The sequence below is a fragment of the Streptomyces sp. NPDC046862 genome (assembly GCF_040704615.1).
In the GTDB taxonomy this organism is placed as follows: Bacteria; Actinomycetota; Actinomycetes; order Streptomycetales; family Streptomycetaceae; genus Streptomyces.
Map to the genome: position 1 here is coordinate 1 of NZ_JBEYXP010000110.1, position 12,312 is coordinate 12,312.

Below are 12,312 nucleotides of genomic sequence, written 5' to 3' on the forward strand. Positions count from 1 at the left end.
CGACGAGCACTCACACCTTGCCTAACGACCGCCCACACCAGCCGTCACAAAATCATCCCTAACTACCAACTACTCAGATCAGATGCTCTCTTAGCGGGCGAGTTCGCGGCCGTGAGCGAGGCGGTAGGACTCGGTGCCGGTCTCGAGGATGTTGCCGCCGAAGGTGAGCCGGTCGACGATGGCGGCGCAGAGTCTGGGGTCGGTGAAGGTCCTGCCCCAGCCGGCGAACGAGTCGTTGGAGGCGATGGCGACGGAGTTCTTCTCCTCGCGTTCGGTGAGGACCTGGAAGAGGAGTTCGGCGCCGCGGCGGTCGAGTTGCATGTAGCCGAGTTCGTCGATGCAGAGCAGCTGGTCGTAGATCGACACGTCAGGCATGGGGCGGGTGCCTTTGGGCAGTTGCGCCAGGCGCCGCTGGGTCAGCGAGGTGACGGTCGCTGCGACAGCCCGGTCTGCCTCGGTCGTGGCTTGGCCGAGGTCGGTTCGTCGTTGTCGGCGATGCGGCGGGCTTCCAGCGCGGCCGCGTCCGCGGTGAGTGCTCCGACCTGGAGCGCGGCGGCCAGGCCGGCGACGACGTGGTCGTGCTGCATGTGCCGGTGCAGCAGCAGAACCTCGATCAAAGCACGGGTGCCGGCGGTGTCGCCGTGGGCGTTGCAGGCGGCTGTCCACCAGGCTTCGTGGATCGGGGTGAACTTGCCTGCGGCCCGGGCCTGTTCGAGGACCGTGGCGCCGGGCAGCGCGCCCGGTTTGCGCAGCAGCGCTTCGAGATAGTGATCGAACTCGAGCCGTGATCCGCTCTTGGTCAGCAGCCGTTCGTGCTGGGCGATCTCGGTGCGGCCGTCGAACACCACGAGCTCGGAGGCGTGCAGCAAGACCCGGACCTGGCGGCCGATGAACCGGGTCGGGACCGAGTAACGGTTGGTGCGGACGGTGATCTGGGAGAACCGGTCGACCCGTGGGGTGAACCAGCGGCCGGTCTCGAACGTCTCGACGGGCAACGGCGTCAACGGCGGCCGTTCGACGGCGAACAGCTCGCCGATCGTGCGGGGACGGGTCCCGATCCGCCGGGCCTCGTCGGCCAGATCCCACTCGTCGATCAGCATGTTCACGTGCGCCAGCGAGTCGATCTCGGGGACGGGAACGAAGTGGTTGCGGCGAACCCAGCCGATCTGGCCCTCGACGCCGCCTTTCTAGTGGGCGCCCTCGATTCCCGGCGTGCAGGAGAACGGCTCGATGCCGTAGTGGGACCGAAATGCGGTCCACCGGTCGGTCTCGACCCGGCGCCGCGTGAAGACGAGCACCGACGCGACTGCGGCCTTCAGGTTGGCATACCGGATCTTGCCGAACGGCACGCCGCCCAGCACTCTGAAAGCGTGCTCGTGGCCCTCGAAGAACGCCTCCTGACCGCCGGAGGCGAACACCCGGTGCACCGCCTTCCCGGAGAACGACAACCGCAGGCAGAACAAATGGCACTTCATCAGCTCGCCCCTCAAACGGACCGCGACCTCGCCGAAGTCGACCTCGGCTTCGGCGCCGGCCAGGTGCGACTGCTCGATGAACACCTGCGCCGGGCCACGGCCGGCCTCGACCCGAATCTCCGGCTTCCGCTTGGCGACGTAGGCGCGCACGACCTGGTAGGACACGTCGTCCATCGCGTGCTCGTTGATCAACCGGCGATAGATCCGGACCACCGTGTGACGCTGCTTCCTCGGCGCATCCAGATCAGCCGGCAGCATCTGGTCGATCACCGGCTTGAACGGATCCAGTTTGGAACGGCGAGGCGCGTACGGTTCCCGAGGTTGCGGCCACGCCGAACTAAGCGCCTTCTGAACAGTCCGCCAGCCCACCCGGCACTTGCGCTCCAGCGCCCGGTTCGACATGCCCTCGCGAGCGTCACGCCGCAGCGCGGCATACAACTCGACCTTCGACTGACCAGGCGGCATCGGCGGTGCTCCTTCACTGAGCACATTCACCTTGCCACCGCAACCCCGCGAGTGACACTACTTCTCACGAACAACTTCCCAGCTAACCAGCCGGTGACATCCACTCAGACGGACAACTGACAACCCACAAACACCGTCAGAGCCATCCTTGCGAAAACCATTGGTGCCCGGCTTGCTCCGCTGATGGACTGACGTCCTACCGTGAGTCTGCCGCGGTGACGGAGGTAGTGGTTGTGACAGGTTATGACGTGCTTGCCGAGGTGTACGAATGGCTCATCTCGGATGCAAAGTTGCCTCCAGCCGAGTTCGCTGCGTCGTTCGACGACGTCCTCAATCTCCTGCCGTCGAACGCTCACGTCCTCGACTGTTCGTGCGGAACCGGACAGTTGGCGGTTGGCCTCGCCGGTCGTGGCATGCAGGTTGTCGCAACTGACGCCAGCGAGGCGATGGTTCGTCGGACTGGAGAGTTGTCTGAGGAGTTCGGGGCATCCGTGCGGGCCCTGCGGGCGAACTGGGAAGAGTTGCCCGACCATTTCCAGGACAACACGTTCGACATGGTGTTCTGCGTTGGCAACTCGCTTCACCATGCCACGGGCGCGACAGGCAGGGGTGCTGCTCTGGAGTCGATGTCACGGCTTCTGCGCCCCGGCGGGCGCTTGGTACTCACATCCCGCACTTGGGAACTCGTGAGGGCCAGAGGTTCCCGGCTGGAGATCAGTGACCGACTCGTCCGCCGGAACGGTCGCGATGCCGTCGTGGTCTACCGCTGGGAGATTGCGCCGCATTGGGAGGAGGAGCACCACATCGAGATTGCGATCGCGCAAGTTGATGCGACCGGGTTGGTTCTTGTCCGCTCGGAACTGCTGTCCTGCTGGCCCTACCGGTACGAGGAACTCGAAGTCGAGCTGCACCGGGTCGGACTCCAGACGGAACTGAGCACGTTCGATCTTGAGGCCGAGAACTACATGGTGGTCGCGAGCAAGGTATAAACACCGGACTCTCAGTCCCTGGCCGGACCGCGCGGTTGCTCGCAGGACGCTTGCGCCCTCTCATCGGTGCGGGTTCAAGTGGTCAACGCAACGCCTCGGACGAGGAGTGCTCGTCGATCAGACGGCGGTAGATCCGGGGTGACGGTGTGGCGCTGTTTCCTGGTCGCGTCGAGATCAATTAGCAGGATCTCGTCGATCAGCAGCGTGAAGGGATCCAGCTTCGACGGCCGCGCCGAAGCGGTTGTCGTGCGTGGCTGCGGCCAAGCCGAGGTCAGGGCCGTGTTGACCGTGCTCCAGGTGACGCCGTACTTGCACTGCAACGCCCGGTTCGACATGCCATCGCGGGAGTCGCGCCGCAGCGCGGCGTACAACTCGACCTTCGACTGACCAGGCGCAAGACGACCGAGCTGGCCACGCTGATGGAGTTGAACCAGGGGCAGATCGGCGAGTATCACCGCATCGTCACTGACCAGGCGGACAAGGCGTTTAAGCCATCCCGTACGGCGATGGGAGTGGGGCTGTTCCTTCTCGTGTGCGCGGCGTTCGGTGGCGTGTACGTGCCCCTGGAAGAGATCCGCTGGTTCATCGCGGCTCTGGCTGCCTTCAGCACACTCCTGTCGGGCTATCTCAGCCGGACGTACATGATCCTCTACCGGGAATCGATCAGCCAGCTCAACCGCTATTTCGACCAACCGGTGCTCAACAGCTACTACCTGACGGCCGAACGGCTCACCCAGAGCCTTGACCGTGAGCACGTAGTGGAGATCAGGCGGCAGATCATCAGTGAGGTGCTGGCGACCAGCTCGCGCCTGGGTGCAAAGAGCGCGGACGCCACGCTGACCGCCGGCAGCGCGAAGCCGAAGAAGAAGCTCAAGAAGCAGGTGGCGAAGAAGCGCGTACCGAAGCAGGCTGCTCCCTCCCAGAACAGTCAGGCGAACTGATTACCCGCTCTTCCTGAACTGATCGAGTAGCCCCGCCCCAGCTGCAGGGGCGGGGGCGCTTCGCATCGTAGCCAAGGGCGTATCCACCAGTAGTCACCTGGGTGCGATGTGTCGGGTTCGTGTTAGTGGGACGGCTGGCAGTCGTCGTCGGACGCTGCCGGCCGTCTTTCTGCTGGCCGGGGGGCGTGTGACGGTCTGCCGCTGACACCGGGGTGGCACAGGCACCGGATTTCACTGTCATGAGGAAGTGTTTCCCCAGGTGGTTCGCTGACATGAAACCGAGAGGTCGCACCCACGTACGGATCGGCGGCGGCACCACGATCGCTCCACGCCTGTACTACTACGACGGGGCCTGCGCCGAGCTTGGGGTCTTCATCGGGTACATCGGACCGCATCTGACCAACACCTCGGCCTGAACCGGCGGAGACGCCGAACGGCGGGCCCGAGGGCTGCTGTGTTGAGCAGCGTGGACCGGGGACGGACCGGGCACCGGATCTTTTCCTTACCTCCCGGGGCTAGTGTCCCGCCATCACGACCATCCGAGGAAGGACGATCCGCGTGGCTGGTTACCGGGTGGCCGATGCAGCGGTCGGGCCGACCATGGGCCGGCTGCTGTCCTCGTGGCAGCTCGACGTGCCCGTGCTGCTGCTGGTCGTCGCCCTGGGCGCGCTGTACGGCTGGGGTGTGCTGCGGCTGCGCCGGCGTGGTGAACGCTGGCCACCGGCGCGGGTCGTGGCGTTCGCGCTGGTCGGGCTGGGCGCTCTGGTCGTGGCCACGATGTCCGCGCTCGCCGTGTACGACCATGCGCTGTTCTGGCCGGCCGCCGTGCAGAACATCCTGCTCGACCTGGTCGTCCCCCTCGGCCTGGCCCTCGGGGATCCGCTGAGCCTGGCGGTCCGGGCCCTGCCGGAGGGTGCCTCGGCGCGTGCCCGGCGGGCCATGACCGGCCGGGTGGTGCGGCTGCTCACCTTTCCCCTGGTCAGTACGGCCCTGGTGCTGGTCACGGAGCTGACGGTGTATTTCACGCCGTACTTCGCCACGGCCCTGCGGGTGGGCTGGCTGCACGAGCTGATGTATCTGCACCTGCTGGTGGCCGGATGCCTGTTCGTGGTGCCGGTGCTCACGCACGAGCAGACGCTGCCCGCCTGGTGCACCCACCCGGTGCGGGCGGCGCTGGTCTTCCTGGACGGGGTTGTCGACGCGGTGCCGGGCCTCGTGGTGATGACCCACGGCACGCTGATCGCGGGCGCCTGGTACCTGCACCACGCGCCGGCCTGGGCGCCGGATCCCCGGTACGACCAGCAGCTCGGCGGCGGCGCGATGCTCGGCATCGCCGAACTGGTCGCGCTGCCCTTCCTGCTGGCGATCCTCGTCCAGTGGGCCCGCCACGAGCGCGCCCGGGCCGCGGCCCTCGACCGCCGCCTGGACAGGGAACTCGTCCCCGCGGCCGTTCCCGCACGGCGACCGGACACGGGTCGGGCGCCGGATCTCGTACGCCCCTGGTGGGAGACCGAACAGGGCGAAATCGCCGACCGCGTCCGGCGCCGCACGCCACGGGACGCCCACCGGAACATCCCGCCCTCGCCGCCTCGTCCGGCTGACGACGGGCGGCGGAGCCGGTCGTGCGAGCACACGCCCTGGCAGTGGACTACGAGACGGTCGGACTCCGTACCGACGCGCCAGCGGCGGCTCGGCTGATGACCGAGCACCGGCTGCCCGCCGTGCGGTTCGTCGGCGCCACTACGCTCCCAGAACGTTGAAGAAGGCTCAGTTGTCCTGGATGCCAAGGGGCTGCGTGCCCTCGCTCATCCGGTGCGCGTGCAGTTGGTCGGGTTGCTGCGGAAGTACGGCCCGTCGACGGCTACCCGCCTCGCGGAGCGACTGGGCGTGAATTCCGGGACGGCCAGCTATCATCTGCGCCCAGCTCGGCGCGGCTGGCTTCGTCGAGGAGGATGCGGAACGGGGCAACGCACGAGAACAGTGGTGGCGTTCGGTACACCGGACGACCTGGTTCAACGACCTGGATCTGGCGGAGCGAGAGCCCGAGGCCGCACTGGCCTACCTGCAGTCTGTCGCCGCCATCTACACCCTGCGCACTCAGCAGACGCTGAATGAGCTGCAGACGATGCCGCGCGCGTGGCGGGACTCTTTCGACATGAGCGGCTGGGCCCTTCGGATCACGCCCGAGGAGACCGCCGCTCTGTACCGGGAGTTGCTGGACGTCATCACCCGCTACCGGCGGGATACGCCGGAGGCGGCGGCGAGGGCTCCCGAGGGAGCCGAACGGGTCTCGATCATCACCTACCTCCTGCCTGAGCTGGACGCATCCGCAGCGGCGACAGGTCACCCCGATCCTGAGAATGCGTCAGGGACGGAGAAGCCATGATTGACCGTGGAAGCCTCCTCGCAGGCAGGCGAAACAGGACCGGGCTACTGGCGACGATTCGGCGAGGGCTTCACCTTACTGCGCGGCGAGCTGTTGCTGCTCACCGTCATCGTCACGGTGGGGGTCACCAACCTGCTGGAGGCGGCGATCACCTCGGTGCTCATCCCTGTCTGGGCCAGAGAGTCGGGCAACCGGCCGGCTGCGATCGGTTTGATGGGCAGTGTGACGGGAGCCGCGGCGGTCGCCGGGAGTCTGATCGCTGCGGCGGCCGCTCACAGGCTGCGACGCAGGGTCGTGTTCTTCACCGGGTTCCTGCTGGCCGGCAGGGCGGTTGCAAGTTCCGGGATCGCGTAGATCGTCCGCTTCCAGCGGGAGTTGACGCAGCAACAGCACAGGCACGAGACCGGTGATCATCAGGGTGTCTACGCCAGCTGATCACATCGAGGTCCCGTGCCTGCCGCTCCATCCTCGTCCGGGGCGCAGCGAGCGTTGTCGGTCGTGCTCGCGCCGTGGCGTGGTCGACGCGCCATCCATGCTCCGGGCAAGATCGTGTGTGATGTCGCGGCCGCAGACACGGCCGTGGGCCGGGTTGCTCCCTGGTTCCTGGTCGTGGGTGGGCGGTGGTTCCTGTTGTCAGGTCACGGGTTCGGGTAGCGCGGCGAGGCGTTCGAAGGCTGCGATGAGGTCGGTGGTCCAGGGCCAGTCGGCGGCGATGCGCAGGGTGGTGGTGCGGGCGGTGTGGCTCAGTTTCGCGGCGACGTGCAGTAGCCGGTATCGCAGCTTCTTCGGTTCGGCCGTGGCGAGGGCGCCGTCCAGGAGCAGGGTTTGGGTCCAGGCGAGCAGGTCGATGTCGGTCAGAGCGAGTTCGAGCCACGCCTGGTTGATGGCGAACTGCTGCGACGGGAACCGGCCGAACCCGGTGGTCTTGCCGGTGCGGATGCGGTCCTCGACGCGGGCGTGGCAGCGGTGCTGCACGTCAAGGAATTGGATCGAGCCGCCACCGTGGGGTGTGTCAGTGGCGAAGACCTGATGCCGCATGCCGTTGACCTGGTCGAACAGTGACAGTTGCGCGCCGGGATGGGGTTGTTCCCGGCGGCAGATCAGCCGGGTGCCGGCCGGGAACGCGGCCAGCACGCCGGGGTCGAGATGGTCGGTGAGCTCGACGACCTGGGCGCCGTCACGCAGGCTGCCGTCGCCGTCGAGCGCGGGCACCCAGTCAGCGGTGACGGTGATCGCGGTCCGGATCGGTCCGGTGATCGCGACTCCGACGGAGAACTGCGTGTGCAGGCCGTGTTCGCGCAGGCTGCGGATGTGGGCGAGGAACTCCTGGTTGCTACCGGCCGAGTCGGACCGGATGAGGATCGGGCTGCCGTAGCGGTGCGCGTCGGGAATCTGGTGCAGGGCCTGGTCCAGGACGGTGATGTGGTCGGCGGCGGTGTTGCTGCCGGCGTTACCCGGGCGCAGCATCCCGGCCAGGGCTTCACCGGTGGCGTCGAGGAAACACAGCAGCGGGTGGTAGCCGAAGGTGTGTTTCCAGGTCGCCGCCGCCGATTCCTTCTCCGAATGCGCCGCCACGATTGTCGCGTCGGTGTCCAGCACGAACCCGGGCAACGCCTGATCGAGCACCATGGTGGCGGGCAGCGAGCGCCGGGGCTCGAGGACCTGCGACCAGGCAAGTTCCCGGGCGGCGGCGCGCGCCGCCCGCAGCCGGGCCGAGGCCGCGGTGTCGATCGCATCCAGGACCCGCCACGCGGTCGGATCAGAGGCCACCGGACCGAACAGGCCGCCCTGCTGCCGCAACACCGCCAGATCGGTGATGGCTTCGCCGCCGTCAGCCACGAGCACCGCCAGGTCGACCGCGACGCGGCCTGGTTCGTGCGTTGGCCGGCGCTGCCGGTTCAGGCCCAATGCTTGGACGAAGCCGCTGGTCAACCCGGTCTTGTCAGCCAGATCGGTGAGCAGACGGGCGCCGGCTAGGAGATCGTGTTTTAACGGTCGTCTCAGCTTCGCTTGGTACGAAGTCGACGTCAGATGAGCGAGGCAACTCGTGTGTAGGAGGTGTTGATGGTTGTCAATGTAACGCCGTCAGGGAAAGCGCCGCCCGGGCGGTTGAGATCCTGGGTGGGCGCCATGGCGCTGGTGACGGCGTTCCCTGTCGCCGCCCGCGGGTCGCACGCCGACAACAGCGCGGGGCCCGGCGCGGCCGGCCCGCACAGCGCGCACGCGGGCGGGTCGTCAGCTCCACCACAGCCGCCGCGCGCCGGCGAGCGGTTCCTCGTGGTGCCGCCGGTCGGCGCTGCCGTGGTGCGCAATCAGGACGCGAAGACCCGTGGTCTCGGCTGGCAGTGTTTCGGCGGAACCGGCGCGCCGGCGCCGAGGTCGAAGGGGGGACGCGGCGTGGGTGGACACCTGGGCGCGCCTGGTAACGACGAAGGGTCGAACTGAAGCATCTCGCAGACGGATGCCGTACGGATACCACACCACACAAACACCTGAAGAGAGACTGACATGAAGTCTATGGGACGTCGCGGCTTTCTAGCCGCTTCCACGGCACTTGGCGCTGGTGCCGGCTTATCCGCGTATGCCGCCGTTTCGGCAGCGGACGGGAACAAGACTCCGGACAAGACTCCGGACAAGGCTGCGGACATTGCATTGCGAGACCGGGACCTGCCCTTCATCGGCACGGAGGAGACCTTTTCGACTCCCACGTTGTTGAAGCTGAACTCCATCAATCAGGATCACATAGCGTTCCTTGAGGAAATTGGTCTTTCGGATCTAGGCCAACGCCGCATCGGCGATATGGATGCGGGGGGACTCAACGTTCAAATCCTCTCTGCTCATACACCCTCCGTACAAAACGTCCCTGGGCAAAGGGGCATCGACCTTGCCTATCGTCTTAACCGGCAACTTGTAGACGGGCCAATCGCCACATATCCGGGCCGCTTCAAGGCTTTCGCCACCTTGCCCTTGCAGAGCCCGGAGGCGGCGGCGGACGAACTGGAACGCTCGGTTCGGGAGGATGGCTTCTTGGGCGCACTGACCAACGGACACATCACGAAGAAGTATCTCGATCATCCCGATTTCGAGCCTGTGCTGGCACGTGCCGTTGCTCTCGATGTGCCGATCTACCTGCATCCCGGCTATCCAGCTGATGATGTCTTCAAGATCTACTACAGCACCACACGGACTAAATACACGGAAGAGTACCAAGACTACATTTTCAGTGGGTCTGGATATGGCTGGCACCAGGAGGTGCTGACCCAATGCATTCGGATGATCACGTACGGGGTTTTCGACAGATTCCCCAAACTGAAAATCATCATCGGCCACATGGGCGAAGGTCTTCCCTTCTACTACGAGCGGATCGTCAATGACATGGGCGAGCCGACCGAAGACTCGCTCGAGAAGCCTATCGGGCAATACTTCCAGGACAACTTCTGGGTCACAACCAGCGCATTCCCCCAGACCGAACTGCTCGATCTCCTGCTGAAGTACATAAGCGTGGATCGAGTGATGTTCGCAACCGACTACCCGTTCGCGGACATAAAGGAGCAGACCGACTGGTTCCGCGGAGTCGATTTGCCACGCGAAGACAAGGAAAAGATTGCGTTCCGAAATGCAGAGAAACTGTTCAGAATGAAAGTGCCCGTGAAGTGATACGCCAGCGTCGGCCGGAGCGAAAGAATGCTTTGCTGTAAGGCGAGAGTGCGGCCGAAGTATGCGATGCGCGGCTGCCCCATAACGCGGTCTCATACAGGCTCTTCTAAGATTGAACGAGGTTCGCGGCTGGAGGCGACCCGAATGTGAAGGGCTCGCAGCCCATCGGTGATTATCTGAGTGTCTGAATCGGATGGTCACAAGTGAACCTTTTCAGCGTGGCGAGGCCGGCGGCGTCCGGGGCTGATCGACGGCCCGGCACCGCCGGGCTCGATGCCAGGTTGAAAAAGGTTCAGTGCACAATTGATCATCCACCGGAGTGCTGCGGCGCCCGCCACGACGGCCAGGGCGGCTTCACCTTCCCGGTAGGAGCGGGCTGTCGGTGATGCCCCAGGTCCAGAGGGCGTGTTCGGGTGCGTCCCGGATCGCCCGGGTGGTCTTGGCGATGTTGTCCGCTCCCGGCAGCCGCAGTCTGCCGATGGCCAGGTTCCGCAGAGCGGCCATCGCCCGCGGTGCGCTTCCGGTGTGGACGGTGGAGGCGTCCTCGGCGAACACCACATCTCTGACATGGTGGCTGGAGTTTTCGATTCCCCAGTGCCCGCGCACGTATCCGCCCAGGTCGGCAGGGCTGGCCTGGTGGGTATCGAGGCTGGTGACGGCATAGACCGTCTCCCGGGTCTGCCGCTTGCCGCTCTCCTGGCGGCGCCGGTGGATGCGCAAGGCCAGCCGCGCTTCGGGGAAGGCGATCCCGCCCAGGTTCGCCGCGATGGCCATGGTCTTGACCGAACGGGACTCCCGCCGGCCGTGCCCGGTGCCGGAGACGGTGTGCGCCACGGGCACCTGCTCCCACGGCAGGGCCTTGAGCTGGGCCTGCGCGGTCGGCTGGTTTCCCTTGATCACCGCAATGTAGTGGGCTTTCTTCTCCTAGACCAGCCAGCGCACCTGGTCCTTGACGCTGTGCAGGGCGTCGAAGGTGACCACGGTGCCGGTCAGATCGAGTGGTTCCAGCAGCGGGCGGAAGGCGGCCGTCTCGTTGGTCTTGGCCCCCACCTCGCGCTGGGCCTGACGGTGGGGGCGTGGGTGACGGTGGACAGCAGGTGCCGGTGGCACTGCTGCCGGTGCGCGGAGCCTGACAATGCCTTGCCGTCCACCGCGATCGCCTGCCGCGGCGCCAAGCCGGTGCCGGTGTCGGTGTCGGTGTCGGTGTGGTTGTGTCCGGCCAGACAGGCGCCGATCGCGGCGTCCAGGGCATCGCCGTCGAGAGCGGCCAGGAGCCGGGTGAAAGTGGCATGGGGCGGGGCGCGCCGGCGTCCGGGCAGGTGGCGGCGGATGCCGAGGTGTTCCAGCACTGTGATGGTGGCGCGCTGTCCCCACTCGGTGATCTCGGTGCTGGTCCGGGCGCCGGAGACGACCGCGCAGGCGCAGATCAGCAGCAGGCCGACCAGGGGATACCACCGCCCGCGGCGCGAACGCGGGTCGGGTACGCGCTGGAGGTGGGCGCGCAGGCGGCCGGTGTCGTGCTGGTGAAGGGGGGGGCCACTTTCGCCAGAACGGCAGGGACCAGGGAGGATGGAGCGGCAGGCACGGGACCTCGATGTGATCAGCTGGCGTAGACACCCTGATGATCACCGGTCTCGTGCCTGTGCTGTTGCTGCGTCAACTCCCGCTGGAAGCGGACGATCTACGCGATCCCGGAACTTGCAACCGCCCTGGCTGGCCGGGGCGCCGAGATTCGTGATCCTCGCCTTCGATGCCCCGCTGGGGGCGGTACTCGCCGTCTTTGCCGTCAGCGGGTTCGGTGCCGGCTTCATCAACCCAGTGCTGGGAGCCGTCCTTTTCGAACGGGTTCCGCGCCAGATGCTTGGCCGGGTCAATGCCCTCGGTAACTCGCTGGCCTGGGCCGGGATCCCTCTCGGCGGCTTGCTCGCTGGTGCGGCGGTAGCCGCTGTCGGACTCGCGCCAGTGCTGCTCGCCTGCGGGGCCGCGTACTTCCTCACCACGAACCTGGCGGGACTGCGGCCGGAATGGCGCGAGATGGACCGTACGGGTGGGCGGAGTGCCCTGAAGCCCCACTCCAAGAAAGACGCCTCACAAAGCAGTGCGAGTGCAGCGACATGATGCTCCCAGGGGGATGGAGTCCCCTCCCTTGATGGGGATATTTGAATCTCCCCGGGCGTGATCTGCTTGTGGGGGAAACCTGCTCGTGGCGTTGTTCACGAGTTTGAGCAGCGTTTGTTCACCACTTCGGACGGCATCGTGCCTTGGCACTGTTCGATTGGCCGCCGGGGCCTTGGAACTACTCCTTTAGAGAGCATCTGATCTGAGTAGTTGGTAGTTAGGGATGATTTTGTGACGGCTGGTGTGGGCGGTCGTTAGGCAAGGTGTGAGTGCTCGTCGTC

The 12,312-nt window shown here is 66.2% G+C and carries 11 protein-coding genes and 6 pseudogenes; 9 read left to right on the plus strand and 8 right to left on the minus strand.

Features of this window, described 5'->3' with window-relative positions; translation table 11 throughout:
- Positions 1-90: 90 nt before the first annotated feature.
- The 3 genes and pseudogenes from AB0959_RS52340 to istA form a co-directional block, all read right to left on the minus strand.
- Positions 91-366: pseudogene (locus AB0959_RS52340) on the minus strand (ATP-binding protein); the annotation flags it as partial.
- A 50-nt stretch (positions 367-416) separates the two neighbouring features.
- Complete coding sequence (locus tag AB0959_RS52345; protein ID WP_366834098.1) at positions 417-1,106, minus strand: hypothetical protein; 690 nt, start codon at positions 1,104-1,106, stop codon at positions 417-419.
- An 81-nt stretch (positions 1,107-1,187) separates the two neighbouring features.
- Positions 1,188-1,940: an IS21 family transposase gene (gene istA, locus AB0959_RS52350; RefSeq protein WP_366834099.1), complete on the minus strand. Its 753-nt coding sequence runs from the start codon at positions 1,938-1,940 to the stop codon at positions 1,188-1,190.
- A 233-nt stretch (positions 1,941-2,173) separates the two neighbouring features.
- Here istA and AB0959_RS52355 point away from each other — a divergent pair, with 233 nt between their 5' ends.
- Positions 2,174-2,929 (plus strand): class I SAM-dependent methyltransferase, encoded by a 756-nt coding sequence (locus AB0959_RS52355; protein ID WP_366834107.1) that lies wholly within the window; start codon positions 2,174-2,176, stop codon positions 2,927-2,929.
- 74 nt (positions 2,930-3,003) lie between these two features.
- On the opposite strand, the gene AB0959_RS52360 is transcribed toward AB0959_RS52355, so the two are convergent.
- Positions 3,004-3,300, minus strand: a complete 297-nt coding sequence (locus AB0959_RS52360) for a hypothetical protein (RefSeq protein ID WP_366834100.1) — start codon at positions 3,298-3,300, stop codon at positions 3,004-3,006.
- A gap of 48 nt (positions 3,301-3,348) precedes the next feature.
- On the opposite strand from AB0959_RS52360, the gene AB0959_RS52365 reads away from it, so the two are divergent.
- The 5 genes and pseudogenes from AB0959_RS52365 to AB0959_RS52385 all read left to right on the plus strand — a co-directional run.
- The gene (locus AB0959_RS52365; protein WP_366834101.1) at positions 3,349-3,870 is read left to right on the plus strand and encodes a hypothetical protein; all 522 of its coding nucleotides are present in this window, start codon (positions 3,349-3,351) and stop codon (positions 3,868-3,870) included.
- Positions 3,871-4,142: 272 nt separating this feature from the next.
- Complete coding sequence (locus tag AB0959_RS52370; protein WP_366834102.1) at positions 4,143-4,286, plus strand: hypothetical protein; 144 nt, start codon at positions 4,143-4,145, stop codon at positions 4,284-4,286.
- 184 nt (positions 4,287-4,470) lie between these two features.
- Positions 4,471-5,568: a cytochrome c oxidase assembly protein gene (locus AB0959_RS52375; protein ID WP_366834108.1), complete on the plus strand. Its 1,098-nt coding sequence runs from the start codon at positions 4,471-4,473 to the stop codon at positions 5,566-5,568.
- A 78-nt stretch (positions 5,569-5,646) separates the two neighbouring features.
- Positions 5,647-6,256, plus strand: a pseudogene (locus AB0959_RS52380) (helix-turn-helix domain-containing protein).
- A gap of 39 nt (positions 6,257-6,295) precedes the next feature.
- Positions 6,296-6,580: pseudogene (locus tag AB0959_RS52385) on the plus strand (MFS transporter); the annotation flags it as partial.
- Between the two features lie 309 nt (positions 6,581-6,889).
- On the opposite strand, the pseudogene AB0959_RS52390 reads toward AB0959_RS52385, so the two are convergent.
- Positions 6,890-8,230: pseudogene (locus AB0959_RS52390) on the minus strand (IS1380 family transposase); the annotation flags it as partial.
- Positions 8,231-8,386: 156 nt separating this feature from the next.
- Between AB0959_RS52390 and AB0959_RS52395 the strand changes: the two are divergent.
- Both AB0959_RS52395 and AB0959_RS52400 read left to right on the plus strand, forming a co-directional pair.
- Complete coding sequence (locus tag AB0959_RS52395; RefSeq protein ID WP_366834103.1) at positions 8,387-8,701, plus strand: hypothetical protein; 315 nt, start codon at positions 8,387-8,389, stop codon at positions 8,699-8,701.
- 63 nt (positions 8,702-8,764) lie between these two features.
- Positions 8,765-9,913, plus strand: coding sequence for an amidohydrolase family protein (locus AB0959_RS52400; protein WP_366834104.1), 1,149 nt, complete (start codon positions 8,765-8,767; stop codon positions 9,911-9,913).
- 354 nt (positions 9,914-10,267) lie between these two features.
- Here AB0959_RS52400 and AB0959_RS52405 read toward each other — a convergent pair whose 3' ends face one another.
- The 3 genes and pseudogenes from AB0959_RS52405 to AB0959_RS52415 form a co-directional block, all read right to left on the minus strand.
- Positions 10,268-10,813 carry an ISAs1 family transposase gene (locus tag AB0959_RS52405; protein ID WP_366834105.1) on the minus strand — a complete coding sequence of 182 codons (546 nt, stop codon included), beginning with the start codon at positions 10,811-10,813 and terminating at the stop codon, positions 10,268-10,270.
- A 24-nt stretch (positions 10,814-10,837) separates the two neighbouring features.
- Positions 10,838-10,963, minus strand: a complete 126-nt coding sequence (locus tag AB0959_RS52410) for a hypothetical protein (RefSeq protein ID WP_366834106.1) — start codon at positions 10,961-10,963, stop codon at positions 10,838-10,840.
- A gap of 239 nt (positions 10,964-11,202) precedes the next feature.
- Positions 11,203-11,517 (minus strand): annotated as a pseudogene (locus AB0959_RS52415) (transposase family protein); the annotation flags it as partial.
- Between the two features lie 109 nt (positions 11,518-11,626).
- Here AB0959_RS52415 and AB0959_RS52420 point away from each other — a divergent pair.
- A pseudogene (locus AB0959_RS52420) lies at positions 11,627-12,031 on the plus strand (MFS transporter); the annotation flags it as partial.
- Positions 12,032-12,312 lie beyond the last annotated feature (281 nt).

Coding starts and splice junctions, on each gene's coding strand:
- AB0959_RS52395 (WP_366834103.1), top strand. CDS start 8,387: ATGGCGCTGGTGACGGCGTTCCCTGTCGCCGCCCGCGGGTCGCACGCC.
- AB0959_RS52370 (WP_366834102.1), top strand. CDS start 4,143: ATGAAACCGAGAGGTCGCACCCACGTACGGATCGGCGGCGGCACCACG.
- istA (WP_366834099.1), bottom strand. CDS start 1,940: ATGCCGCCTGGTCAGTCGAAGGTCGAGTTGTATGCCGCGCTGCGGCGT.
- AB0959_RS52400 (WP_366834104.1), top strand. CDS start 8,765: ATGAAGTCTATGGGACGTCGCGGCTTTCTAGCCGCTTCCACGGCACTT.
- AB0959_RS52375 (WP_366834108.1), top strand. CDS start 4,471: ATGGGCCGGCTGCTGTCCTCGTGGCAGCTCGACGTGCCCGTGCTGCTG.
- AB0959_RS52365 (WP_366834101.1), top strand. CDS start 3,349: ATGGAGTTGAACCAGGGGCAGATCGGCGAGTATCACCGCATCGTCACT.